Raw genomic sequence first — 24,311 nt, forward strand, 5'->3', positions numbered from 1 at the left:
ACCGTCGGGAATGGCGATGAGCGCATCGAGCGGCATACCCACGGCGTCGGCAGCTTTGTAACCGAACATCTGCTGCGCCCCGGCGCCCCAACGGCACACCCTGCCGGTTCCGTCGAGCAACATGAGTGCATCCGGGAGATCGGCATTCCAGAGATCGGTGTGGTTCGCAACCATCGAACGCCCTCCTCAGGCCGCCGCGACGGCAGGCAGCCTGCATCGCTTAACTATAGCGTTGCCGGGACAATTTCCTAGTTGCTGAGTTGGTTTTTGGACCGCCGCCCCCGGCTCAAGCCTGATTCAGACCCCGTGCCCTGTTTCGTTCCCCGGCCGATCCGATGGAACGACCGCCCCGGTTCCCGCGCCTGCCGCGTTCTCGATCTCCTGTGTCGGCTCCACCACGAGGCGTTTACCGTTGATCAGGGCAACCGTCACCTTGCGGCGCGCCTGTGCGAGGGTTCGCGAGAAGGTGGTCCGCGAGATACCCATCCGCACGGCACAATCGTCCTGATACAAACCTTCGAGGTCCGCAAGACGTATGGCTTCCAGCTCGTCGGCGCGCAGCGTCACGGTTTCGAGGCCCCGTCCCGGTCGACCGCAGGGTTTGAAACAGAGAAAGCCCGGATCGAATCCGATACAGCGGGCGCGTCGCTTTCGACCCGGCATCATGCCTCCACAGGATGAAGTGTTCCGTTTTGCGGGCCCAGTAAAACGCACATATGTTCGTTTTACATTGACGGATATCAGGGTCATGTGCTTGGAGAACGCGGGACAATGCCGATCACTCAAGTCGGAATACGACTTTCATCCCAGCGACGTTGCGCCCCGCCCGGCATCGGCTCGGTACGGCGCGTATCCGTCCGGAGACAGACATGAGCGAGCAGGAAGTGAACACGACGAGACGACGCGTCCTCGTCGCCGCCACCGGTGTGGTGGGCGCCGTGGGCGCGGGCTTTGCGTTGGTCCCCTTCGTCGCCTCGATGAATCCGAGCGCACGCGCACGCGCCGCCGGAGCGCCGGTCGAGGCGGATATCGCGAACCTGGAGCCGGGTGGTCTGTTGCGCGTCAAATGGCGCGGCAAACCGGTCTGGATCGTCCATCGGACGCCCGAGATGCTTGCATCTCTGCCGCGCAACGATCCGAATCTGGTCGATCCGACCTCCGAGGTGGCGCAGCAGCCGGAGTATTGTCGAAACGCAAACCGCTCCATCAAGCCGGCCTACCTGGTCGCGATCGGGATCTGCACGCATCTCGGCTGCTCGCCGATCTATCGGCCCGAGGTCGCCCCGGACGATATGGGCCCGGATTGGACGGGCGGCTTTTTCTGCCCCTGCCACGGCTCGCGCTTCGATCTGGCGGCGCGGGTGTTCAAGAACGTCCCGGCACCGACCAATCTGGTCATCCCGAAACACACCTATCTCGACGATACGACGCTTCTCATCGGCGAGGATGGTCTACCGGGCTGATCTCGGCCGGGAGATCGGAACATGATCGCTGATCCTTGGCAGCGCCAGCGGCTTCTCGATGCCTTCCCGTTTTTGCACGCGACGCCGGAGGAGTTCCGCGCCGACGTGTTCGATCATGTCGCATTGGTCCGGCTTCCGGTCGGCCAGTTGATCTGTCACGACGGCGCACAGTGCACGCAGCTGCCCTTGGTGCTGACCGGAACCGGGCGGGTCTACAAGCTCGGCGAAAACGGTCGGGAGATCACCCTGTATCGCGTTCATCCGGGCGAGAGCTGCGTGGTCACCACCTCCTGCATCCTCAGCGGGCGGGCCTTTCCGGCCTTCGCCGTGTGCGAGAGCGCGGTCGAGGCAGTCGTCGTGCGGCCGCACGAGGTCCGCCGCTGGATGGCATCCTCGGAACAATGGCGGGAATATATCTTCGGCCTGATCGCGAGCCGCTTGCAGGAGGTCTTCGGCGTTCTCGATGCGGTGCTGTTCCAGCGCCTGGATCAGCGTCTGATCGCGTATCTATTGGGACAGCTGGAAACGGCCTCGGGACGGGGCATCCATATGACGCATCAGGCTCTCGCGGTGGAGTTGGGATCGTCCCGCGAGGTCATCAGCCGCGTTCTCAAGGGTCTGGAGTCGCAGGGACTGCTGCGCACGACGCGTGGCCTCATCGAGCTGCTGGACATTCCGGCGCTCGAGCTGCGGGCGCGGGAGGGCTGAGCCGGCTCAATCCGTCGCTTCGTGACAAAGTCACTGAATCGCCGGGGCGCTCGGAATAGTCTTGCACCACACCCTCACCGGATCGGCTGAACGCGCCGGTCGCCACAACAACAGAGACCATCCTATGACCCCGAATGTCGGAACACTCGATCGCACCCTCCGTATTGTCGCCGGTGTCGTTATCATCGGCTGGGGCGTCTATGCCCAGAATTGGCTCGGCGCCATCGGGTTGGTGCCCCTGGCCACCGGGCTCTTGCGCTGGTGCCCCGTCTATCTGCCCCTCAAGCTGAACACCGACAAATAGGCACGCACGCGGGTCATCCGACGGGACGACCCGCTCGGTCGCCAAGCGAAAGAGGGCGACTGAAGTCACCCTAAAGCCCCTACAGCCCTTCCGGGCCGCGCACATTCTTGCGGCCACGCCCTCGCCCGCTCCCTCCGCGCCGTCGTCACGAGCCCTTCACGCCTCCGCGTCGAGCACCCGTTCGGCCCAATCAGCGAGGTCTTCGAGGATCGCAAGCTTGCCCGGATTACCGGCGTGTTGCTCGACCAACTCGCTCAGACACTGCTCGAACTGCTCGATCACGATACTGCCGCCTGCGTCGGGATCCGTGAGGCGGGCGAGGCGGAATAAATCCCAGTCCTCGCGCTCTTCGGGGGAGAGGGTCTCGGGCCAATTCCGGGCGCGATAGCGCAGCAGCATCTCGCCGAGACGCGGGTCTTGAAAGCTCGGCGCATGCTCGCTCAGCTCGGCGGGGTCGAGTCTGTGGATCGCGTCCATGGCGCGCCGATCGGCGTCCGAGAAGAAACCGCCCGAGTAGATCATCAGGTCGGGGTCGGTCTCGATCGGTCCATCGGGGGCGCCATGGACGGCGCGGACCTTCTCCTCGATCGCCGCCGCGGCCTCGCGTAACCTGCGCGCATGATCGGCGACCGCATCCGGATCGATCGACCACCGCGCCGCCGCCTCGGGTTCGAGCGTCTTCATCGGGGCCAGAACCGGCGAACGGTTGACGTGAATCGTCTTCAACGGGACCCGCTCGACACCCTCTGGAAGCTCACTGGCCGGGGTGAAGAGTCGGGTCCGCAGCTCGTCTGCGGAGAGATGGATCAACAGGTCCGGGGACGCGCGCAGATCCATACAGACCACCCCGTTGCCGTTGAGCGGATGGGCGCAGAGCGGCAGGATCGGCGCGATACAGCCTTGGGCGGCCGAATAGCGTGCCGATGCATGCAGGAGTGGAACGCCTCGATCGAGCAGCTCGCGCACGCGCCGCTTGTCCCTCAAGGTGAGTGCGTAGTCGAACAGCTTGGGCTGAGCTTGCCGCAGGCGGCGCGCAAGCGCGATGGTCGCGCGCACGTCCGCGAGTGCGTCGTGGGCCTGACCGTGGTCGATCCCGTTGGCGGCGGTGAGATGCTCGAGCTTGAACGACGTGGTGCCGTCCTCGCGCGGCGGCCATTGCAGACCGCCCGGGCGCAGGGCGTGGGCGAGCCTCAGGACATCGATCAGGTCCCAGCGTGAGTTGCCGTTGCGCCACTCGCGCGCATAGGGGTCGAGCAGGTTGCGATAGAGCAGGTTGCGCGTGACCTCGTCGTCGAAGCGCATGCTGTTGTATCCGACCCCGCAGGTTCCGGAGACGCTCAGCTCGGCGTTGACGGCGGCGGCGAATTCGGCCTCGATCATCCCCTCGCGCTCGGCGAGTTGGGGTGAGATGCCGGTGATGAGACAGGCTTCGGGGTGCGGGAGGAGATCGGTCGAGGGACGACAAAAGAACATGATCGGATCGCCGATCTCGTTGAGATCGGCGTCCGTGCGGACAGCGGCGAACTGACACGGCCGGTCGCGACGCGGATCCGAGCCCCAGGTCTCGTAGTCGTGCCAGAGAAAGGTCGGCGCGTTCGGGCGACCGGCCACGCGCCTTAAACCGCGTCCGGAGTGAAATGCGTCGTGATCATCGTGTGTCGGGCTCGAAGATTTTTCCGACCTTTGTGGGAACGCGGTTTAAAATAATATATTTTTTAATATCTTAAACCGCGCCGACTCCAGCGGTCGTCAAAACTGCCGGGGCCGATCCCATCCAAAAACATCGCATACCGCACCGGGCGCGGTTTAAATCTTCTCGCGGATACGGGCGCTCTTGCCGGTGCGGCCTCGAAGGTAATAGAGCTTGGCGCGACGCACGTCGCCCTTGCGCTTGACCTCGATGCCGGCGATCACCGGGCTATGGGTCTGGAAGACGCGCTCGACCCCTTCGCCGTGGGACATCTTGCGAACCGTGAAGGCCGAGTTCAGGCCGCGGTTGCGGATGGCGATCACCACGCCCTCGAAGGCCTGCAGACGCTCGCGGGCGCCTTCCTTCACGCGGACCTGGACAACGATGGTATCGCCCGGGGAGAACTCCGGGACTTCGGCCTTCATTTGCTCTTGTTCGAGCTGGAGAATAATGTTGCTCATGGTTTCCTTCGGCTCCTGTTCTCAACCGGCCTCATCCTCGTGATGCGACCGGACAAATTCATCGAGCAGCGCCTGCTCGTGCGGATTCAAACCGCGCCGCTCCAACAGATCGGGGCGACGCCGGTAGGTTCGCCCGAGGGCCTGCTGCAACCTCCAGCGCGCGATCGCGGCGTGATCGCCGCCGATCAAGACTTCGGGCACCCGGCGCCCTTCGATCTCGGGCGGTCGGGTGTAATGCGGGCAATCAAGTAACCCGTCCGTGTGCGAGTCCTGCTCGGCCGAGTCGGCATGCCCGAGTGCACCGGGAAGCAGTCGAATGACCGCATCCATCACCACCATGGCCGCCAGCTCTCCGCCGCTCAGGACGTAATCGCCGATCGACCATTCCTCGTCGACATGGCCCTCGATCAAGCGCTCGTCGACGCCTTCGTAACGCCCGGCGACCAGGATCCAGCCGGGCCGGCGCGACAGCTCCGTCATCGCCGCCTGGTCCAATACCCTGCCCTGCGGCGAAAGGTAAGCGACCCGACTATCCGGTGCGTCCGCGCGCGCCGCGGCGATGGCGTCGCGCAACGGCTCGACCTTCATCAACATCCCCGGACCACCACCGTAGGGGCGGTCGTCGACGGTACGATGCCGATCGTGCGTGAAGTCACGCGGGTTCCATAGGTGCATCTCGGCCACACCGCGGATCAGGGCTCGCCCCGTCACGCCTTGGTCGAGCAAGACCCCGAACAGTTCCGGAAACAGGGTGACGACATCGAAGCGCATCACGGATGACGGCACCGATCACAGCGGAGCATCTCACGCATGAGGCGCCGTCGAGGATGTCGGAGCCGAGGCGCTAGAACGACGGATCCCAATCCACCAGCATCCGGCGCTGCTCGAAATCGACATCCTTGACCACGGCGCCCCAAATAAAGGGCAGCAGCCGTTCCCGGTCACCCTTGACGACGACGACATCGTTTGCGCCGGTCGCGAAGAGATGGTCGATGGAGCCGAGTGCAACGCCCTCGGTCGTCTCGACCGAGAGTCCTTCGAGATCGACCCAATAAAATTCATCTGGCGACGCGGGCGGAAGCTGATCCCGGACGACGGCAATATCTTGCCCGACGAGTGCAGCTGCTCGGTCGCGGTCGACGCAGCCGCGAAGGCTGACGACGAGCCCCTTGCCGTGCCGTTTCCCCTCGGTCACCGTCCAGGCTGTCGCGTCTGCGCCGAGCAGCCACGGAGAATAGCTCAGGATGCCGTCCGGCGGATCCGTCTCGGACATCACCTTCAGCCATCCGCGTACACCGTACACGCCGGCGATGTGTCCGACGACGATACGCGTCGAATCCGGTTGTCCGGCCATCGATCGGGGCGGTTCGAGTCGGCTTCGCCTGGTGCGTTCGTTCGGGCTAAGCGGCGACCGCGGTTGCCGACTCTTCGCGAGCGGCTTGCTTCAGGAGCTGCTTGACGCGATCCGTCGGCTGAGCGCCGCGCTCGATCCAATGCTGTGCACGCTCACGATCGACACGCAGCTCGACCTCGCCGCCCTTGGCGAGCGGATTGAAGAAACCGAGGCGCTCGATGTAGCGTCCATCACGCTTGGCGCGGATGTCGGCGACAACGATCTGATAAAAGGGGTTCTTTTTGGAACCACCCCGAGACAAACGAATCGTAACCATGTGCTGTCCTGGACCCAGACGATTTGACGTTGCGGGAATGGCCCGCAGGTAAACGCGCAAATATACAGAATCCGGCGAGAAATGGAAGTGGTTATCCCACGTCAGGCCGAGATCGCGGCGCTGCATCGACCGAGTATCGGCTTTGATCCGGACGACACGGCGAAGTGAACGTCGTGTGGGGGTCCGGGAACTCGGTCGCCGAAGCGCTCCGCCGGCAAGCACGCGGCGCTCCGCTCCATCCGCACACTCTACCCATCGGATCGGCGCGCGCTTGCCGAGGTCAGGGTTCGGCGAAGGTCGGCCTCGAGACGCTCGAGCTCTTGGCTGGCGATGGCACGGGCGCGCTTACCCTCGTCGGCGATCGCCAAACTCTCCTCGATCGTCTCGATCAGCGTCTGATTGGCGTGCTTGACCACCTCGATGTCGAAGACGCCGCGCTCGATCTGGCGGCGCGACTCGGCGTTGGCCGATTTGAGATTATCGGCATTGGCGCGCAGCAGATCGTTGGTGAGATCGGTGGCCGCCCTGATGGTGTCGGCCGCCTCGCCCGATCGATAGATGGTGACCGCTTGGGCCAGTTGTTGGCGCCACAGAGGCACGGTGTTGACCAGGGTCGAGTTGATCTTGTTGATAAGACCCTTGTCGTTTTCCTGGACCATACGGATGCTGGGTAGACCCTGCATCGTCACCTGCCGCGTGAGCTTCAGGTCATAGACGCGCCTATCCAGCTCATCGCGGACGCCGCGCAGATCCTTTAGGCGCTGCACCTCGACCATGTCGGTGCTGGTGGCGACCTGCGCGGCCAGCGCGGGAATGGTCGATTCGTCCAACTCCGCAAGCTTCGCCTCGCCTGCCGCGATGTACTGCTCCAGGGTCCGAAAATAGTCCAAGTTGGCCGCGTAGAGCCGGTCGAGCGACGTAACGTCGGTCAGGAGCTTGGTCTTGTGTCGCTCCAACTGTCCGGAAATGGTCTCGATCTGATCGCGGACTGCCTCGTACTCCTGCAGAAACTTGACCACAGGCCGACCTTTACCGGTCAGACGCGCCAATAAGCCGGGCTTACGGTTCGGATTGAGATCATCGACACGAAACCCCTTGAGCGTCGTCACCATCTCGCTCAGCGCAGCCCCGGCGGGACCCACGTCCTTGGCCCGCACGCCTTCGAGCATTTGGTCCGAGACCTCGGTGAGTCGCTCTTGGGCCTTGGAGCCGAAGAAGAGGATGGAGTGGGTGTCGTTCAGATCCAGCTCTTGGAGCAGCCGCCCGAGCTGCGCCTCGCTGATCTGCGGCACCTGCGCCTCCTCGCCGACCATGAGCGGCCGCTCCTCCGCACGCGGCGAAGCGGCGATAGCGAGCTCCGTGACAGGGTCGGCTGTCGGCGCAGGCCGAACGCCCGTCGCTTGCGCCTGTGCGTGAGGATCCATCGCCGCCGCATCACCTCGATCTCGCTCGCTCACTCAATCTCTCCCAATCGATTTAAACCGCGCCCGACGCGGTATGCGTTGTTTTTGGATGGGATCGGCCCCGGCAGACGTGAAGACCGCTGGAGCCGGCGCGGTTTAAGATATTAAAAAATATATTATTCTAAACCGCGCCCCACCGAGGCCATTGATCGCCGCGACGAGAGACCGACGCGGAAACCTCGAATGTCACCCACGGCGCGGTTTAGCTACTGAATCCCTTCGCGCTCGAGCTGCTTCTTCAGCACCTCGATCTGGATATCGAGGTCCATCACATCGGTCTTCAGAAGCCGTTGATGTTGCTCGTCGAACACCTGCTCGACCGTCACCAGGACATTACGAAAATTCTGCTCCAACTCGCGCGAATCCGCCAGCCGATGGGTCCGTGCGTAACCGTCGGCGACCTGCTGGACACCGTCGAGATAGACGCTCAAAAACTTGCGTGCCCGAAACAGGTCGGTCGGCCGATCCGCGATCTGATTCAGGATCGACCGGCCCTGCGAGCCGATGCGTTGCAGGCGGATCTTCAGCTCCGGATTGGCGATGGTCTTCGCCGCGCGGTCCAGATCGATCAGCTTGCGCTCGGCCTCCTCCAAGGCCGCCGCCACCTTGCGCGCGCGCTCGTCGTTTGTCGCGAATGCGCGCGGGCGACCCAGCGGCTCGAAGCCGTATAGAAGGTGAAACCCGAGCATAGCGACCGCGGCATAGGCGAGGCCGAGCCCGAGGCCCTGTTGGACCGAGACCACGGCGGCAAGCGCCGTTGCCAGACCCGTGAGCAGCCCGCCGATGGTCTTCAGGGGGACCCGCTGCAGACGGGTGAAGCGCAGGATCTGTTGCGCAGACTCGGCCTTCAATCCACGTCGGGTCAGGTCCGCCGCCGCCATGAAGAGCGCGAAAATACCACCGTCGGCGAGCACGACATCCAACCGCCCTGCCCCGAGGCCGATCAGTGCACCGATCAGGATGGGGATCGGCAGCACAAAGAGGAGCGTTCCTTTCGCCCGGGGCTTCGCCGGCGCAGGCGCGTTCGGGTTCCGATCCGGTTTGATCCCGAGAATCAGCTCGGTCAAACCCAGGGTTCGGCGCTGCTCGGGAGGCGTGTTCTCGGAGTCGGTCATTAGAGGACAAACATCGCCTGACAGGACACCAAGCCCACGCTGAACGTGAGCAAGACGCCACCCAGCAGACGAACCCCAAACGGCGGTTTCGTCGGCGTCTTGAGTCCGATTTGCGTTTGTTCGGGCATCGTTCGGATCTCCCCGATCAGAGCAGCTTCACCAGGGCAGCCATCGCGCCGACCTGTGCAAACATGAGTAGAATCGGCCACATCAGCAAGATGTTGCGACTGGGCTCGAAGGACGAGGCAATCACCCGCGCACGCGTCCCGGCGCGCTTGTAAATGCCGCGTACAGTTCGGCAACCGAGCCCATGGGATTCCCGTCGTTGCTTGGGTCCGGCGAGGTGTCCACAGTCTATCTCAGATCCAAAATCCCCGTTGATCCTTGGATCGGGATCGGACCCGTTTCAGCCCGTGTTTCGCATCCCCGCAGCAATCGCATTGATCGAGCGCAGCAGAGGGTCGAGCCATTCCTCGCGTTTCTCTTCGTCCCGCTCGGTACGATAACGTTCCAGAAGCGAGACCTGGATATGATTCAACGGATCCAGATAGATGTTGCGACGCGCCAGGGAGCGTTGCAGATCCGGCGTCTCCTCCATCAAACCACGCAGACCGGCGACGTTCATGACCTGGACCAAGGTGCGCTCGTACTCGGCCTCGATGATGCCGTAGATCGCCTCGGCCTGCTCCTGGTTCTCGGCGAGACGGGCATAGGCACGCGCGATATGCATCTCGGCCTTGAAGAGCGACATCTGGGTGTTGGACAAGAGTGCGCGGAAATAGGGCCATTCTTGATACATCTTCTGGAGCTTCACGAGACGCTCGAGATCGTTTCCGCGATACCGCTCGATGGCGTAGCCGATGCCGAACCAGGCGGGTAAGGTCTGACGCGACTGGGCCCATCCAAAGACCCAAGGGATGGCTCGGATGGACTTTAACGAGCGGTCCGCCTTTTTGCGATGTGACGGGCGCGAGCCGATGTTCAGCAGAGCGATTCCGTCGAGCGGGGTGCACTCGTAGAAGTAATCGAGAAAGCCCTCGGTCTCCTGGGTGAGCTTCCGATAGGCCTCCTCGCCGTAGCGGGCAAGCTCGTCCATGATGCCGAGATAGTCCTTGCGGTCCTCGGGCGGCGGTTCGATCAGACAGCGACTGGCCTTGATGAGCCCGCTGATTCCCAGCGTCAGCTCGTAGCGTGCGGTCTCCGGATTCGCATAGCGATAAGACAGGACCTCGCCCTGCTCGGTCAGCTTGATCTGGCCATGCACCGTGTCGGTGGGTTGAGCGAGGATGGCCTCGTGGGTCGGTCCGCCGCCGCGCCCGACCGTGCCGCCGCGTCCGTGAAAGAGCCGGCAGGAGACGCCCTCGTCGTCGGCGAGCTGAATCACGCTGCGCTGCGCCTCGTAGAGACGCCAGCTCGAGGCCAGGATGCCGCCGTCTTTGCAGGAATCCGAATACCCGAGCATCACCTCCTGCTGATTGCCCGATGCCTTCAGCAACGCGCTGTAGGCCGGATCCCGGAATAACCGCCCCATCACCTCGCCGATGCGATTCAGGTCGTCGATCGTCTCGAACAGGGGCGAGATCTGGATCTTGCAGAACCAGCCCTGGCGGTCTTTGCCGGCCAACCCCGCGAGACGTGCCAACAGCATGACCTCCATCACATGACTGGCGTAATGGGTCATGGAGATGACGTACTGACCGAACAGACTCTCGCTGATCTCGGCGCGCATGCGCGCCATCACCTCGAAGACCTCCAGGGTCTCGCGGGTCTCCGGGGTCAAGGTCGCCTTGTCGATCACGAAGGGGTGCGGATGGGCGATGGCCTCCGCCAAGGCCATCAGACGCTGCTCTTCGTCGAAGGCCTGATAGTAGGGCGCACCGGCTTGGCGGGCGAACAGCTCGGTCACGGCCTCCGTATGGCGAACCGATTCCTGGCGAATGTCGAGATGGACCAAGTGGAAGCCGAAGGTCTCGGCCAGCCGGATGAGGTCCTGCAAGGGGCCGGCGGCGGCGTTGGCATCGCCGTGGTGTTGCAGCGAGTCGCGAATCAGATGAAGGTCGGCGATAAAGTCGCGCTCGCTCGGGTAACCGTCCGGTTGGTTCGGATCGTACCGTCCCGTCATTCGCGAGCGGATTCGCTCCAGATTGGCACTCAGACGGTGATCCATCATCGCCAGCTTGCGTCGATAGGGCTCGTGGACATAGCGACGCAGGCTCTGGCCCATCGTGTCGACCCAATAGTCCTCGTCGGCATCCAGGCTGTCCATGAAGGCCGGCGACGGCTGGCAGATGGAGCTGGCATGGCTGAGCATGCGGTGGAGTTTGCGGATGCGCTCGAGATACAGCTCCAGGACCAGCTCGCCATGCATACGAACGGCAAGCTCGGTGGTCTCGGGCTTGACGAAGGGATTGCCGTCGCGGTCCCCGCCGATCCATGAACCGAACCGGATGAAGCTCGGAACCCTGATCCCGCACTGCGCCCCATAGACCCGCCGAACCGCCTTCTCCAGGAAGCGATACACCTGCGGCACGGCCTCGAACAGCGACTCGCGGAAGAAGTAGAGCCCTTGGCGCACCTCGTCGGTGACCTGCGGCTTGTGGATTCGGACCTCGTCGGTCTTCCACAGGATCTGGATCTGGGTGAGGATCTCCTGGAGTCGGTCCTCGAGCTCCTCGTCGTTGAGCTTGCTGCGGTGCAGATCCTGACCGACCAGAAAGATCCGGCGGAAGGTCTCCAGGGTCGTCCGTCGCTTCGCCTCGGTGGGATGGGCGGTGAAGACCGGAAGATAGATCAGGTGCTCGAGCAGGCTCTGGAAGTTTTCCGGGCTCACCCCGTCGTCCTTGAGCCCGCGCGCCATATCGTCGAAGGAGCCGACCCAGAGCCGCTGCCCGGCCGAGATCAGATCCATGCGGGCCAGATAGGCGTTCAACTCCTCGGCGGTATTGACCAGTCCGAAATAGATGTTGAAGGCGCGGATGACCTCCGAAAGGGTTTGAGCGTCCAACCCCTCGATCCGCTTCATCAGCTTCTCGCGCAGCTCGGGGTCGTCGCCTTCACGCAGCTGCATGAAGCCATCGCGCAGACGCTCCACGATCACCAGCACGCGTTTGCGGCTGTGCTCGCGCAGCACCTCGCCGAGCAGTGCCGTGAAGAGCTGGACATCGCGCTCCAGGGCCTGGTCTTTCGGAACATCGTTCATCGGGCGTTACTCTGTACCCGCGACCATGTAGGAGGCGGCCACGGAAGGGTGTTGATCGAGTCCCGGATACTACCTTGCCGGAGCCCGACCGACAAAAGGCCCGCGGACCATCGGGGACATCTTTCACACCCGGTCATGGACAGTCTTCCGAGCGGCGACCCGCAGGGGTTGTCCTCGACGCTTGTGTACATCCTGATTTTAACTTAGCTTCATCCGTGCCCGAGGTCGGGCAAGAACAACACACAAGCCCGTCCTAAGCCCCGAGCAAACCCCAATAGAAACCACAACGAGGAGATCGACATGAAACAAATTGCGCTGATGACACTTGCAGGCACCCTGATCCTCGGCCCGGTCATGCTCTCGGCCCAAGCCCAAACCGGGGGTGTCCCGGTCGCTGCGGGAGCGATGACGAAAGAGGTCACCGGCACCGTGGTGGTGGTCAATCCGCAAACCCGCATGCTGACCATCCGTCAGCCCGACGGGGTGTTTCAGGTCATTCGCGTGCCGAGCGAGGTACAACGGCTCGACGAGGTCCGCATCGACGACACGCTGACGATCGACTATGTCGAGGCCGTCGCGATCGATCTGCAAAAAGGCGACGCTGCGGCGGCCGCGCCCGGTGCGGTCGCCACCAGAGAGGTCGATCGTGACGGCGGGCGCCTGCCGGCAGGCAGCATCCAAGAAACCATCACGCTTGTCGGAATCGTCGAAGCAGTGAATGCCGCCGAGTCCAAGGTCACGGTGCGAGGCCCCGAGAATACGGTCACCGTCAACGTACGGGACCCCGCGCTGCTCGCGGATGTGAGGGCCGGAGACAGCGTCACGGTCACCTACATCAGCGCGGTTGCGGCCAGTATCGAGCGCGCGAGTGCACCAAGACACACCCGACCCGGCTCGCAATGACCCTAGGCCGATAAAGAGCGGCTCGGCTCGGCTCGGCGCGGCCACCTCGCCGAGCCTTGCTGCATCGGCCGACGCTGCACCGGCGTCGAGTACCCGATCCTTCGCCGACCGCATCGAGTCCACGTCGTGACATCCACACATGACGCAGAGACCGGAATGTCGGTAGTACGCGCGATACTGAGCTACCTTGAGTTATCACGCGCATGCCATTTCGGGAAGCCGTGCACGTCGCGCAGACCAAGAGACCCAACAATGACCGAGACGGCCACACCCAAGACAACGAACGGTGCTCGTGGTGTCGGAGATCAACCGGAGCTTGCACGCCTGCGCTCGGTGATTGCGAAGCAGCCGCAATCCGCGCGGTTCAGTGCCCTCGTCGGTCGCATCCTTCTCGGCCTATTCGGTCTGAGCCTGAGTCTCGGTCAAGGCGCAGTCGCGGCGGTTTGCAACTCGGGCGACCTGGGTCCGGGCGACGGCGAGGACTTGGAGGTGACGGGTCCCTGTCGTGTCGGCCCCGGGATCTATCGCTATCGGGATGTCAATGTCCACAGTGGCGGCACCCTTCAGTTCACCGACTCGGTCGTCGATTTCTGGGCGCGATCCATCCTCGTCGAGAACGATGGCGCGCTCATCGCCGGCGGGCCTGGCGCCGGGGAGCGCATCGGCAGTCAAGGCGGGCGCTTGACCTTTTATCTGTATGGCCGTGATCAGGGAGCCGCGCCGTTCGGGCATACCATGGGCGGCGGCGGTGTCGGAATTACCTGCAAAACGCCCATGACGCCCGAGGTCGGGCCTTGCGGGGTCCCGAGCGACATTTGGAATGGCTCGGACGCGCAAAAACGGGATCTTCCCGGCGGCGTGCGCGACTACTTCTATCGCTACCATCCCTTGCCGTACGACGGCGGGGTGGATGCGGACGGCACCTCCGGCTTCTTCGGCTACAAGGTGCTCGCGGTCTCCTACGGCGGAACACTGAGGCTCTTCGGGGACAAAGGAGCGAGCAACGACGCGACCATGGCACCCGATGATTCGGGCACCAGCTGGGTCCGGCTCTCCACCGATCCGGCCGATTCCGGCGATCACGGTTTGGATCCCGGAGAAGACCTTTTACATCTTGATCGACCCGTCGATTGGCAGGTCGGCGACCGCCTCGTGGTCACGACGACGGACTACATGCCGGGGCATTCCGAGACGCTGGAGATCGCACAGATCATCGATGCCCGGACCATTCGGGTGCGCAACGACTGTGTCGACCAAGGCGCACCCGCGCCCTGCGTTCGGCATTTTCATCGCGGAACCCTCTACGATCTCGGCGAGGCGTCGCATCCGGGGATCAGCCGTCTGGATCTCGCCATCAACGTCGAGGGTGTGCCGGCGGCGGATACCCGGGCCGCCGTCGCCTTGCTCAGCCGCAGCATCCGCATCCTGTCCGCCGGCGACGCCCTCGGTGAACCCTTTCCGGACCCTTCGGTGTTGGTGGATTCCACCGAGCAGCCCGGCGAGCAACACCCGTATTATTTCGGCGGTCACACGATCGTGCGTCAGGGTGTCGAACAGGTCCAGATTCAGGGCGTCGAGTTCGGTCAACTCGGTCAAGGCGGCCGCATGGGGCACTACCCGGTGCATTTCCATATGGCGCGGAGGCTCCCCGCCGACAGCTTCGTCAAGGACAGCTCCATCCACGACTCAATGACCCGTTGGGCGGTGCTGCACGCCACCCAGAACCTCACCTTGGCCCGCAACGTGGGCTACCGCTCCATCGGTCACGGCTATTACCTCGAGGAGGGGACCGAGACCGACAACCGGATCTATGCCAACATCGGGATCTCCGCGCGGGCGGCGGTCGACAATGCGGAGAACCCACGCCGTGTCCCCGGCATCCTCGCCTCCCCGGAATTGACGCCGGACATCGACCAGCAGCCGGATTATCGCGGTGCGGAGGTCTTTCCCTACCACTCGGACTTCGACCATCCGTCGGTGTTCTGGATCATGAACGGCTGGAACGATTTCCAAGGCAACATGGCCGTCGGCGCAGGTACCTGCGGGGCCTGTTATTGGCTGGTGCCGGGTGCCAACAGCGGCATGTCGCAACAGATGCGGTGGGAATCCTATGCCTCGATGCAGGACGGCATCGGAAAAGCCGGCACGACGCCCTTGATGCGCTTTCGCGGAAACCATTGCTCCACGGCAATGACCTCGTTTCAGACCGTCGGCGACACCACGGCCTGCCTCGGCGTCGACGGCCCGCGCTTTCCCGTATCGGCACCGCAGAAGGGTGCACCCATCGATGTCGTGCTGAATTCCATACCCAATCCATTGGCACCCGCCCGCCTCCTCGATCTCGGCAAACCCTTGGACAACCCGGCGGTGCCGCCCACCAAGAACCCGATCGCCGATGACTACTATCCGCTCGTGGATCCGGGTGGACAGCGCTTCGCGACCACCTGCGATGCCTCGGCGACAGGCGCCGTGGTGGCCGATCCCGCGACCGGCGCGCTCGATTGCAGCGGGGTGAAGAAATGCGCGAACGACAATGTCGAAACCAACTGTCAAGTGACGGTGCTCGACCGCTATACCTCCTCGTTCCACTGGGCCGAAACCAATTTCGCCGCCATCTGGCTTCGCCCGCAATGGTATCTCGTGACCGACAGCGTCCTGACCGATACGCAGAATGCCGGATTGACCTTCGTCACGGGCGGCGACTATACGCGCTCCTCGGCCATCCGCGGCCATTGGATGCTCTTGCGCAAGAGCGCGCTCATCGGCAACACTCAGCCCACAAAGGCGCAGGATCCGCTGCACTACAACCCCTACGCCGATCATGCCGGCCCGTTCAATCCGGACGGCGCGTCCTGCGACAACCAGATCGCGTCCAACTATTGCCTCTCCCGGGATCAGGGCATCAGCATGCCGTTGAGCAACTTCGGCGTCATGCAACGCATGTTCAACATCTACGACGGTCCAGCGCAGCAGGAGTCCAACGCCTATCTGGATATCACGACGACACCCTTGAGCGGCTGCAGTCCCAACGACGATCCGAGCATCGGCGGACACAGCGGCTGTTTCAACAGCGGCTGGATGTATGGCCGCACACTCGGTATCCCGGGCACGGGGAGCGACTGTTACCTGCCGAATGCCGCGATCGGTTGGAAACAACCCAACGGCTTTTACTATCCACCGGCATTCCACTCCAACGATCTCTACTTCAACAACGTCGATATCCGTCATTTCGTGATCCAACCGCTGTTCCAGCCCGACAGCTTCAAGACGGATAAGACCTCCGCGCGATCCGCCTATTGCAATTGGAACGAGGCCATGTTCGACAACTTCACGGACATCGATCGCCAGACGGTTCTCAACGACGACGACGGCTCGATGACGGGGCTGGCCCATACCATCTCAGTCAATCTGGATCCCTTCTTCAGCGCACCGGTCGAGGCCGTTCAGTGTCTCTCCGACGGCACCGCCAAGACGAGCCCCTACCAACACGTGACCAGCGTGATCTACCCGGGCTGCGCGGCCAATCAGACCGACATCGGGCGTGCGGAGCGCGACTGCAACGCGCAGGATTGGGCCAAGGACTGCGCCAACCAGCTCTGCTACGGGATCCCTATGTATCGACAGCTCATCACCGGCTCGGAGGCCGAGGCCAACCGTCCGGGCGCGCAGATCCGGATGATGCAGCAGAGTATGTGGCAGCGAAACAACCTGACCGCCAACAAGGGCCTGTACTACATCGACACCACGATGGACGCCGGCACCCAACGGGCCGCCGGCGCCGTGAACCTGAATACGTTCCAGCCCGGAGGCGACTATTACTTATTCCTCGTTTACGCCAAGCCCGATACGCGACAGACCTATCAGATCTACATCGGCCAAGGCGCCGACCGGGCCGAGGTCGAGGGATCCGTGGTCATGGTCAGGACAGGGCTCGAGTCACAGCTGCTCGCGTTTCAAGAAGGATCCTGGCCCCAAGGCTGGCGTAAGCGCTATGACCCCAAAGACGGGACCTTGACGCTTGAGTTGGGGATGGAGTTTCCCGAGTTCGCGACGGCCTACCAGCGTGCAGGGGCCGACGCCTGCCAACCGGAGAGCTTCTGCACCTGGACGGGTACCTCGTGCGGTTGCTCGCAGAGCCTGCTCGACTCGGACCCCGAGCTCTATGCGGAATGCCTCGGCGGAACGAACGGGCAATCGGGGCCGATCTGTTCGTGGGCCGGCCGCGACCTGGACTGCCCGCAAGGAGGATGCTACGGGGTGCGCTTCACCATGCCGTCGACCTTTCATCCGGACAATCTCGGCGGAATCCTGCAAGCCGACGGCGGGCATCGCCCGTCGCCTCTGTGTTTCCGCCGTTCGAGCGACTGGGACGTTGACTGGAAGCGTGCCGATGCCGATCTCGCCGGCCCCGAGTGCTACAACCCAAAGGTCGTGGATCCCCCCGACTTTTGTCTCGCACGGACCCGGCGACAGTAAGCGCGACCCAATGCCGAATAGCCTCTCGCGCCTTATCGAGCGTTTTCATTGCGCCATTGACGCTCGGTCGGTCAAGTCCGGCCGATACCCGACACACCATCTCAAGACATGACGGGGTGACCACGATGAAAGAGTCTTATATGATCCTCGCGGTGTGTACCGCACTCGTCGCTACGAGCTATTCGGCCGAAACTTTTGCAAGGCGAAACGTGACGGGCGTGGAGCAAGAGCCGCGGATTCAGGAGAGCGCCGTGCAAACGGAACAGCTCGACGAGATGGCTCTATCGCAAAGACCGGTTTGGTTCTGCTCGCCACGGTCAATGATCGGAACCTATCAGTATCGGGAAGAAGGGTATTGGGAGGGCGAGCCCTACCGATCCTCCGGCTTGGAAACATACGACGGTCGTGGAAACATCGTCGGCATGGCGACCGACAGCGATACGGGAGAATCCTATCGCTTCACGGGGACCTACGACATCGACGGGGATTGCAGCGGCCGGGTGATGTACACCGGGGGGTTTCATTACGATGTCTACATCAGTCCGGACGGATCTTCGGTCGAATTCATCTCGACCGATTTGGGGACGGTGCTATCCGGACCCTCACGGCGCATTTCGACGCGCGCGATCGTCAGATAACCGATGGGGCGATGGGACAGTGTTTCGAACCGCCCCCACCCCGCGAGCCCTCGAGATGCAACGCAGGAGCCGCAGGTGCGGCGCCGCATCTCGAGCGACAACATCAACTCCCCGAGCGCTCCTCCCCGACTCGCAGACAGTGCACACTGAAGAGACCTTGCTCGTCTGTCCAGACCTTCTCGGCGACGAAACCGGCCGCACCGGCGAGCCGATGGAAGGTGTCGATTCCGTACTTGTACGAATTCTCCGTATGAATCGTCTCTCCGGCACGAAAATCGAAGCGCTCTCCCGCAACCTCGACCTGCTGCTCGATCCGGCTGACGAGATGCATCTCTACGCGACTGCGCTCGATATTGAAAAAGGCCCGATGGCGAAAGGCATTCGGGTCGAAGTGACCGTCCAGCTCACGATTGATCCGGGTCAGTAGGTTCAGGTTGAAAGCCGCAGTGATGCCTTGGGCGTCATCGTAGGCTGCATTCAGGATCGCTGGATCTTTCGGCAGGTCCACGCCGATCAGCAATCGCCCTCCGGCACCGAGCAGGCCGGCGACACGCCCGAGGAGACGCCGCGCCTCTTCGGGATCGAAATTGCCGATACTCGAACCCGGAAAGAAGGCGGCCAAGTCGGTCCAGTCCGGCTCCAACGGGAGTTTGAAGGGGGCCGAGTAATCCGCGCAGGCGGCACGGATCGACAGGTCCGGAAAGCGCTCGGCCAGGGCATGAGCAGACTCCAGCAGATGCTCTTTGGAGATATCCACAGGCATGTAGACGCTGGGCTGCAGCGCGGCGAGCAGGGTCTGAATCTTGAGACTGCTGCCGCTTCCGAGCTCGATCAGAACGTTGTCCCGGCCGAGCAGGTCGGCCATCTGGGAGCCGTATTCGCGCAGGATCCCGATCTCGGTGCGCGTCGGGTAATACTCGGGCAGCTCGGTAATGGCGTCGAAGAGCTGCGAGCCGCGCTGGTCGTAGAAGAGTTTCGGCGATAGACGCTTGGCCGGAAGCCCCAGCCCTTCCAAGACCTCGGCGCGCACGTCGGCCGGGGTCGGTCGGTAATCGAAGAACCGGATCGAGCCGGGGGTCTGCAGCGAGCGGCGTGCACTTGCCGCCTCCCGGTCCGTCGTCTCCTGCGGGAACAGCTCCGTCGCTGAGCGTTGCAAGGCGCTGAATTGGGTCATGGTGTCGTCTCCGCGAGTCGAAATCCCTTGAACTGCCAGCGCTCTTGGGGATAAAAAAAGTTGCGATAGGTGGCCCGGAGGTGATCCTGCGAGCTGGCACAGGAGCCGCCCCGAAGCACCATCTGATTACACATGAACTTGCCGTTGTACTCGCCCAATGCACCGTCGGCCGCCCGATATCCCGGGTAGGGCAGATAGGCGGATGATGTCCACTCCCAGACATCGCCGAAGAGCTGCTTGAGCGCTCCTGCACGCTGGTCCTTTGCAGTACGTACGGCAGGTTGCGGATGGAAGGAACCCTCGCCGATAAAATTCCCCGCGATGTCGACATCCTGCGCGGCGTGCTCCCACTCGGCCTCGGTCGGGAGCCGCTTGCCGGCCCAGGTCGCGAAGGCGTCGGCCTCGTAATAGCTGACGTGACAGACCGGCTCGGCCGGATTCAACGGGCGCATCCCGCCGAGGGTCATGATCTGCCAGGTGCCGTCGACCTCCTCCCAATAGAGCGGCGAGCGCCAGCCTTCCTTGCGGACCGTCGCCCAGCCGTCGGACAACCAAAGGGCCGGGTCGCGATAGCCGCCGTCGTCGATAAATTGTAGAAATTCGCCGTTGGTCACGGGTCGATCGGCAAGGGAAAAGGGCGCGAGAAAGACCCGATGGCGGGGGCCTTCGTTGTCGTAGGAGAATCCCTGTAGATCCGCACCGATCTCGACCAGCCCGCCCTCGAAACCGACCCAGTGCAGCGGATCCGGGTCGCCCGGCAGGGCGTGCGGCAAGTCGTCGCGGTAGGCGGGCCGCAACGGATTGTAGGCAAAGTTCTGTTTGATATCGGTCACCAGGAGCTCTTGGTGCTGCTGCTCGTGATGAAGCCCGATATGCAGGCGTTGTGCGACGGTCGGCCAATCGGCCGACGCACACTCGTCGATGAGCCTGAGCATCGCCTCGTCGACATGACGCCGGTAGTCATAGACCTCCGCGACCGTTGGCCGGGACAGGAGTCCGCGCTCGGGTCGCGGCCAAAATCCGCTTCCGGTTTGCTCGTAGTAACTGTTGAAGAGGTACTCGAACCGCGGGTGGAAGACCCGGTAGCCGGGCAGGAAGGGCCTCACCAGGAAGGTCTCGTAGAACCAGGAGACATGGGCCAGATGCCACTTCGGCGGACTCGTCTCGATCCGGGTTTGGAGCATGTAATCTTCAATCGCGAGCGGCTTGCACAGCTGCTCGGTCAGGGCGCGGACGCGCCGGAAGTCGCCCGACAGATCCGCGCGCACGGCGCCGTTCCGGTGGGCACTAGCGGGGTGAATAGACATGCGAGTCTCGCTCTCGGTTGTTGACGGATCGGGTTCCATAGACACGTGCAGCCGAAGCGGCGACTCCTCGGGGTTCAGGGGCCACCTGAACCGCTCGATGCTTCACCGCCGAGCCCGAGATATCGGGGAAGCTTGGCGCACCACCACCGGTCAGCGCGCAGCCAACGGCGATCATCGATCACTGGCTCGCAGGCAATGGTGCGTCCAGGTCGCCGGATTTCCAGCGTGGGGACGAAGAAGATCGGCGGATCCGCCGCCGGTCGTGGTCGCTATCGACTCGGATCCGGCCTCGACGATCGGGCCGCCCGGCAAGACTCCGAAGACAAGATTTTGCGGATTGACGGCGCGCCCGTCTAGGGAAGTGCGACCGACACCCCATCTACCCCGTTGACGACGCAATCGATCAACCGCATCGCCGGAACCTCTTGCGGGTTCGGGCGCTGGAGCAGCCGATGACCCGCACCCCGTTTTTTCCGAAGTTCTCCGATTTGCCCGCCGAGATCCCGATCTTCCCCTTGCCTGGAGCCGTGGTCATGCCGGGCGTGCAGCTACCGCTCAACATCTTCGAGCCACGCTACATCAGGATGGTGACGGACGCATTGGCATCGAACCATCTCATCGGCATGATTCAGCCCACCAGCGAGACCATGACCGAGGAGGTCCCGGAGATCCACCGGATCGGCTGCGCAGGTCGAATTACCTCCTACAGCGAGACGACGGACGGCAGAATCGTCCTGGTCCTCACCGGGGTGTGCCGCTTCCAAGTCATCAGCGAGATCGCCGAGGAGCATGGCTATCGGCGGGTTCGCGCAGACTGGGAGCGGTTCGCGGCGGACTTTCAGGAAAGCGACTCCCCGATTGCGGATCGCAAAGGATTCCTGACCTCGCTGAAGGCCTACTGTGCGTTGCGCGGGGTCGAGGTCCCCTGGGACGATGTCGAGCAGATGGCCGACAAGGACCTGACGAACCTTCTGTGTGCCCATCTCCCGTTGAGCCCGGAGGACAAACAGGCGTTGATCGAGACCCTCCCGACGGGAGACCGGGCCGCGCTGATGCGGGGGCTCCTGGACATGTCCGCGGCAGCGAGCATGGATACCGCCGAGCACCGCCACTGAGTCGCGCCCGATCGGGGGTCGGCGCGGCCACGCCACCGACGAGAAACATGTTTCGATGTGATCGGGGTTGAAAAACCCTGATCCGAGCTTAGTTCCCAAGGCTGTCGAGTCGTCTAATGATGAAGGGGCAAAACCAATGGCAGTAACACTGACCGAAGCCGCGGCGAAACACGTCGCCGGCATGCTCAGCAAGCGGGGACACGGTGTTGGACTCCGCGTCGGCACACGCAAAAGCGGCTGTACCGGTTTCGCTTACGATGTCGACTACGCGGATGCGGTCGATCCGGCCGATCAGATCTTCGAGAGCCATGGCGTGAAGGTCGTCGTCGATGAGGAGAGCCTCGGCCGCATCGACGGGATGGAGATCGATTTCGTGCGTTCCAGCCTGCTCAATCAGGGCTTCGAGTTCCGCAACCCCAAGGTGAAGGATACCTGCGGTTGCGGCGAGTCGTTCAGCGTCTGAATCGCGTTCGGAGCGATCTTTCAGTGTCCACTTGGATTGGTCCGTAATCATGCTCAACGATGAAATGACCGAGATCCTCGAGAACTTCGAGCTTCTCGGCGACTGGGACGAGCGCTATCAGTACCTGGTCGAGATCGGCGAACGCTTGGCGCCGATGCCGCCCGAGGACAAGACCGACCACAACCGTGTCATCGAGTGCATGAGTCTCGTACACACGGCAGCACACCCCATCCCGGACCAACCCGGACATCTGGCCTTCATGGGCGATTGCGACACCGCGATCATCAAAGGGGTCGTCGCTTTGCTGGTCGGACTCTTCTCCGGAAAACGTCCTGAGGAGATCGAGGCATTGGATGTCGAGGAACTGTTCGAGGCGCTGCGGCTCCAAGAGCATCTGAGCCCCAATCGGCATGTCGGTGTTTATGCCATCGTCAACAAGATGAAGGGCCAGGCCAGATCAGCGGTCCACTGAGATCCGCGCGTCGTTTGCTTGGTTCTTGGTGACTGCACAGACACGCCACGCGCCCGGGATCGTCGCATCTCGGCGGCACCTGCCCCCATCCGTGACGTCGGATTCCGGACGAGTCGCTGCGCGGCGAGCCGGCATGGGACATGGTGCCGCCGGGCGCACGTCCGCCCGACAACATGGATTCGATGCATGCCCTCCTTGCGACCCACCATCCGTCTGCTCACCGTCCTACCCTTGGTCGCGGCCGCGACCCTGGCGGCGCCGAATCCCGCCTCGGCCGTGGCCGTCTTGGTCGCGGAAGTCCGATCCGTACCATGGGCCGAAAGGGTCGAAGCACTTGGGACGCTGAAGGCCAACGAATCGGTCAACATCACCGCGAACGTCACCGAGACCATCTCGGCGATCCATTTCGACGACGGCCAACGGGTCAAGGAGGGCGACATCCTGGTCGAGCTCACCAGCGTCGAGCAGCACGCCTTGCTCGACGAGGCACAGGTGCGGGTGGGCGAGGCGGATCGGCAGTACGAGCGGGTGAAAGCGCTGGTCGCACAAGGCGCGGCATCCGAGTCGCTTCTCGACGAGCGCAAGCGTGACCTCGACACGGCCCGTGCCGTCTTGGTGGCCATCGAGTCGCGCCTGTCCGACCGCCTCATCAAGGCGCCGTTCGACGGCGTGCTGGGCCTGCGCAACGTCAGCCGCGGCACTCTGGTCGAGCCGGCCGATACGATTACGACGCTCGACGACGACAGCTTTATGAAGCTGGATTTTACGGTCCCGAGCGTCTTCATGAACGCGCTTGCGCCGGGGCTGAGAATCGAGGCACGCGCCGCGGCCTATGGGGATCGTACTTTCGAGGGTGTGGTGCGGGGTGTCGACAGTCGCGTCGACCCGGTCACCCGCTCCCTTCAGGTGCGCGCGCTCATCCCCAACCCGGAGCGCACGCTCAAGCCCGGCCTGCTGATGCGGGTCGAGCTTCTGGTCGATCCACGCGACGCACTGGTCGTGCCCGAGGCCGCAATCCTGCATCAGGGCCAGAATCACTTTGTTCAGCTTGTTGTGGATGGCGATGAGGGTCTGACCTCGGAGCGCCGTGAAGTGCGCATCGGCGCGCGCAAGCCGGGTCAGGTCGAGGTCCGCGAAGGACTTGTGCAAGGCGATCGCGTCATCGTGCACGGCCACCTCAAGGTTCGGCCGGGACAACCTGTCGAGATCCTGAGCACGGATGACGCCCCGATCGATACGCCGGCGGTGAAGGAGCCTGCCGCATGATCCTGTCGGACATCTCGGTTACCCGGCCTGTTCTCGCCACCGTCCTGTCGCTCCTGCTGGTCGCCTTCGGGCTGGTCGCATTCGATCGGTTGCCGCTGCGCGAATATCCCGACATCGACCCGCCTGTCGTCTCGATCGAAACCGTCTATCCGGGTGCCGCGGCGAACGTCGTCGAGACGCGGATCACGCAGCTCATCGAGGACCGCATCGCCGGGGTCGAGGGTATCCGCACGGTCGAATCCGTCAGCGAGGACGGGCGCTCGGCGATCACCATCCAGTTCAACGTCGACCGAGATATCGACGGAGCGGCCAACGATATCCGCGATCGCGTTTCGGCCGTACTCGATCAGCTGCCCGCCGAGGCGGACCCTCCGAATATTCAGAAGGTCGACAGCAACGAAGACGTGATCATGTGGCTCAATCT

General features: G+C 63.2%; 24 protein-coding genes. 11 read left to right on the forward strand and 13 right to left on the reverse strand.

The annotated features are described in order from the left end of the window. On the reverse strand, nt 1-174 hold a 174-nt coding region (locus GPT33_RS18880; RefSeq protein ID WP_363929110.1), incomplete at its 3' end, for a PAS domain-containing protein. A 123-nt stretch (nt 175-297) separates the two neighbouring features. Continuing rightward, nucleotides 298-663 carry a DUF134 domain-containing protein gene (locus GPT33_RS06675; RefSeq protein ID WP_296806652.1) on the reverse strand — a complete coding sequence of 122 codons (366 nt, stop codon included), beginning with the start codon at nt 661-663 and terminating at the stop codon, nt 298-300. A gap of 206 nt (nt 664-869) precedes the next feature. Here GPT33_RS06675 and petA point away from each other — a divergent pair, with 206 nt between their 5' ends. The 3 genes from petA to GPT33_RS06690 all read left to right on the forward strand — a co-directional run bounded on the left by petA (nt 870) and on the right by GPT33_RS06690 (nt 2,475). Continuing rightward, the gene (gene petA / locus GPT33_RS06680) at nt 870-1,463 is read left to right on the forward strand and encodes a ubiquinol-cytochrome c reductase iron-sulfur subunit (RefSeq protein ID WP_296806654.1); all 594 of its coding nucleotides are present in this window, start codon (nt 870-872) and stop codon (nt 1,461-1,463) included. Between the two features lie 21 nt (nt 1,464-1,484). Continuing rightward, the gene (locus GPT33_RS06685; protein ID WP_296806656.1) at nt 1,485-2,171 is read left to right on the forward strand and encodes a Crp/Fnr family transcriptional regulator; all 687 of its coding nucleotides are present in this window, start codon (nt 1,485-1,487) and stop codon (nt 2,169-2,171) included. Nucleotides 2,172-2,295: 124 nt separating this feature from the next. Then, nucleotides 2,296-2,475, forward strand: coding sequence for a DUF2892 domain-containing protein (locus GPT33_RS06690; protein WP_296806658.1), 180 nt, complete (start codon nt 2,296-2,298; stop codon nt 2,473-2,475). A 156-nt stretch (nt 2,476-2,631) separates the two neighbouring features. Here the strand turns inward: GPT33_RS06690 and sbcB are convergent, their stop codons facing one another. From sbcB to ppc, 9 genes are all read right to left on the reverse strand, one after another. Then, on the reverse strand, nt 2,632-4,086 hold the full coding sequence (gene sbcB / locus GPT33_RS06695) for an exodeoxyribonuclease I (protein WP_296806660.1): 1,455 nt from the start codon (nt 4,084-4,086) through the stop codon (nt 2,632-2,634). Nucleotides 4,087-4,281: 195 nt separating this feature from the next. Then, on the reverse strand, nt 4,282-4,626 hold the full coding sequence (gene rplS, locus GPT33_RS06700; protein ID WP_296806662.1) for a 50S ribosomal protein L19: 345 nt from the start codon (nt 4,624-4,626) through the stop codon (nt 4,282-4,284). Nucleotides 4,627-4,647: 21 nt separating this feature from the next. Beyond that, entirely contained in the window at nt 4,648-5,397 is a 750-nt protein-coding gene (gene trmD / locus GPT33_RS06705; protein ID WP_296806691.1) for a tRNA (guanosine(37)-N1)-methyltransferase TrmD, read from the reverse strand. 73 nt (nt 5,398-5,470) lie between these two features. Beyond that, nucleotides 5,471-5,980 carry a ribosome maturation factor RimM gene (gene rimM, locus GPT33_RS06710; protein WP_296806664.1) on the reverse strand — a complete coding sequence of 170 codons (510 nt, stop codon included), beginning with the start codon at nt 5,978-5,980 and terminating at the stop codon, nt 5,471-5,473. Nucleotides 5,981-6,026: 46 nt separating this feature from the next. Further along, complete coding sequence (rpsP, locus tag GPT33_RS06715; protein WP_296806665.1) at nt 6,027-6,296, reverse strand: 30S ribosomal protein S16; 270 nt, start codon at nt 6,294-6,296, stop codon at nt 6,027-6,029. Nucleotides 6,297-6,544: 248 nt separating this feature from the next. After that, nucleotides 6,545-7,753, reverse strand: a complete 1,209-nt coding sequence (locus GPT33_RS06720; RefSeq protein WP_296806668.1) for a toxic anion resistance protein — start codon at nt 7,751-7,753, stop codon at nt 6,545-6,547. A 212-nt stretch (nt 7,754-7,965) separates the two neighbouring features. Continuing rightward, nucleotides 7,966-8,874, reverse strand: coding sequence for a 5-bromo-4-chloroindolyl phosphate hydrolysis family protein (locus GPT33_RS06725; RefSeq protein ID WP_296806670.1), 909 nt, complete (start codon nt 8,872-8,874; stop codon nt 7,966-7,968). Next, nucleotides 8,874-9,002 (reverse strand): hypothetical protein, encoded by a 129-nt coding sequence (locus tag GPT33_RS06730; RefSeq protein WP_296806672.1) that lies wholly within the window; start codon nt 9,000-9,002, stop codon nt 8,874-8,876. Before GPT33_RS06730 ends, GPT33_RS06725 begins: the two co-directional genes overlap by 1 nt. 278 nt (nt 9,003-9,280) lie before the next feature. Continuing rightward, on the reverse strand, nt 9,281-12,073 hold the full coding sequence (gene ppc / locus GPT33_RS06735) for a phosphoenolpyruvate carboxylase (protein ID WP_296806674.1): 2,793 nt from the start codon (nt 12,071-12,073) through the stop codon (nt 9,281-9,283). Nucleotides 12,074-12,373: 300 nt separating this feature from the next. Here ppc and GPT33_RS06740 point away from each other — a divergent pair, with 300 nt between their 5' ends. From GPT33_RS06740 to GPT33_RS06750, 3 genes are all read left to right on the forward strand, one after another. Next, nucleotides 12,374-12,976, forward strand: coding sequence for a hypothetical protein (locus tag GPT33_RS06740; protein ID WP_296806675.1), 603 nt, complete (start codon nt 12,374-12,376; stop codon nt 12,974-12,976). A 252-nt stretch (nt 12,977-13,228) separates the two neighbouring features. After that, nucleotides 13,229-17,452, forward strand: coding sequence for a hypothetical protein (locus GPT33_RS06745; protein ID WP_296806677.1), 4,224 nt, complete (start codon nt 13,229-13,231; stop codon nt 17,450-17,452). Nucleotides 17,453-17,577: 125 nt separating this feature from the next. After that, nucleotides 17,578-18,090, forward strand: coding sequence for a hypothetical protein (locus tag GPT33_RS06750; protein ID WP_296806679.1), 513 nt, complete (start codon nt 17,578-17,580; stop codon nt 18,088-18,090). Nucleotides 18,091-18,193: 103 nt separating this feature from the next. Here the strand turns inward: GPT33_RS06750 and egtD are convergent, their stop codons facing one another. Beyond that, nucleotides 18,194-19,264 carry an L-histidine N(alpha)-methyltransferase gene (egtD, locus tag GPT33_RS06755; RefSeq protein ID WP_296806680.1) on the reverse strand — a complete coding sequence of 357 codons (1,071 nt, stop codon included), beginning with the start codon at nt 19,262-19,264 and terminating at the stop codon, nt 18,194-18,196. Then, nucleotides 19,261-20,571, reverse strand: a complete 1,311-nt coding sequence (gene egtB, locus GPT33_RS06760; RefSeq protein ID WP_296806682.1) for an ergothioneine biosynthesis protein EgtB — start codon at nt 20,569-20,571, stop codon at nt 19,261-19,263. Before egtB ends, egtD begins: the two co-directional genes overlap by 4 nt. Before the next feature lie 452 nt (nt 20,572-21,023). Here egtB and GPT33_RS06765 point away from each other — a divergent pair, with 452 nt between their 5' ends. From GPT33_RS06765 to GPT33_RS06785, 5 genes are all read left to right on the forward strand, one after another. After that, nucleotides 21,024-21,686 (forward strand): LON peptidase substrate-binding domain-containing protein, encoded by a 663-nt coding sequence (locus GPT33_RS06765; RefSeq protein WP_296806684.1) that lies wholly within the window; start codon nt 21,024-21,026, stop codon nt 21,684-21,686. A 136-nt stretch (nt 21,687-21,822) separates the two neighbouring features. Continuing rightward, nucleotides 21,823-22,149, forward strand: coding sequence for an iron-sulfur cluster assembly accessory protein (locus GPT33_RS06770; RefSeq protein ID WP_296806693.1), 327 nt, complete (start codon nt 21,823-21,825; stop codon nt 22,147-22,149). Nucleotides 22,150-22,198: 49 nt separating this feature from the next. Next, complete coding sequence (locus GPT33_RS06775; protein ID WP_296806686.1) at nt 22,199-22,621, forward strand: SufE family protein; 423 nt, start codon at nt 22,199-22,201, stop codon at nt 22,619-22,621. Between the two features lie 186 nt (nt 22,622-22,807). After that, nucleotides 22,808-23,887, forward strand: a complete 1,080-nt coding sequence (locus GPT33_RS06780) for an efflux RND transporter periplasmic adaptor subunit (RefSeq protein ID WP_296806688.1) — start codon at nt 22,808-22,810, stop codon at nt 23,885-23,887. Beyond that, nucleotides 23,884-24,311: efflux RND transporter permease subunit (locus tag GPT33_RS06785; RefSeq protein WP_296806689.1), on the forward strand; the 428-nt coding region annotated here is incomplete at its 3' end. The genes GPT33_RS06780 and GPT33_RS06785, both read left to right, overlap by 4 nt.

Origin of the sequence: Thiocapsa sp. (assembly GCF_011390875.1) — a bacterium.
In the GTDB taxonomy this organism is placed as follows: domain Bacteria; phylum Pseudomonadota; class Gammaproteobacteria; order Chromatiales; family Chromatiaceae; genus Thiocapsa.

Bases quoted from the DNA above. Each gene is read 5' to 3' on its own strand.
- GPT33_RS06675 (WP_296806652.1), bottom strand. From the start codon at position 663: ATGCCGGGTCGAAAGCGACGCGCCCGCTGTATCGGATTCGATCCGGGC.
- petA (WP_296806654.1), top strand. From the start codon at position 870: ATGAGCGAGCAGGAAGTGAACACGACGAGACGACGCGTCCTCGTCGCC.
- GPT33_RS06685 (WP_296806656.1), top strand. From the start codon at position 1,485: ATGATCGCTGATCCTTGGCAGCGCCAGCGGCTTCTCGATGCCTTCCCG.
- GPT33_RS06690 (WP_296806658.1), top strand. From the start codon at position 2,296: ATGACCCCGAATGTCGGAACACTCGATCGCACCCTCCGTATTGTCGCC.
- rplS (WP_296806662.1), bottom strand. From the start codon at position 4,626: ATGAGCAACATTATTCTCCAGCTCGAACAAGAGCAAATGAAGGCCGAA.
- trmD (WP_296806691.1), bottom strand. From the start codon at position 5,397: ATGCGCTTCGATGTCGTCACCCTGTTTCCGGAACTGTTCGGGGTCTTG.
- rimM (WP_296806664.1), bottom strand. From the start codon at position 5,980: ATGGCCGGACAACCGGATTCGACGCGTATCGTCGTCGGACACATCGCC.
- rpsP (WP_296806665.1), bottom strand. From the start codon at position 6,296: ATGGTTACGATTCGTTTGTCTCGGGGTGGTTCCAAAAAGAACCCCTTT.
- GPT33_RS06725 (WP_296806670.1), bottom strand. From the start codon at position 8,874: ATGACCGACTCCGAGAACACGCCTCCCGAGCAGCGCCGAACCCTGGGT.
- GPT33_RS06730 (WP_296806672.1), bottom strand. From the start codon at position 9,002: ATGCCCGAACAAACGCAAATCGGACTCAAGACGCCGACGAAACCGCCG.
- ppc (WP_296806674.1), bottom strand. From the start codon at position 12,073: ATGAACGATGTTCCGAAAGACCAGGCCCTGGAGCGCGATGTCCAGCTC.
- GPT33_RS06740 (WP_296806675.1), top strand. From the start codon at position 12,374: ATGAAACAAATTGCGCTGATGACACTTGCAGGCACCCTGATCCTCGGC.
- GPT33_RS06745 (WP_296806677.1), top strand. From the start codon at position 13,229: ATGACCGAGACGGCCACACCCAAGACAACGAACGGTGCTCGTGGTGTC.
- GPT33_RS06750 (WP_296806679.1), top strand. From the start codon at position 17,578: ATGAAAGAGTCTTATATGATCCTCGCGGTGTGTACCGCACTCGTCGCT.
- egtD (WP_296806680.1), bottom strand. From the start codon at position 19,264: ATGACCCAATTCAGCGCCTTGCAACGCTCAGCGACGGAGCTGTTCCCG.
- egtB (WP_296806682.1), bottom strand. From the start codon at position 20,571: ATGTCTATTCACCCCGCTAGTGCCCACCGGAACGGCGCCGTGCGCGCG.
- GPT33_RS06765 (WP_296806684.1), top strand. From the start codon at position 21,024: ATGACCCGCACCCCGTTTTTTCCGAAGTTCTCCGATTTGCCCGCCGAG.
- GPT33_RS06770 (WP_296806693.1), top strand. From the start codon at position 21,823: ATGGCAGTAACACTGACCGAAGCCGCGGCGAAACACGTCGCCGGCATG.
- GPT33_RS06775 (WP_296806686.1), top strand. From the start codon at position 22,199: ATGCTCAACGATGAAATGACCGAGATCCTCGAGAACTTCGAGCTTCTC.
- GPT33_RS06780 (WP_296806688.1), top strand. From the start codon at position 22,808: ATGCCCTCCTTGCGACCCACCATCCGTCTGCTCACCGTCCTACCCTTG.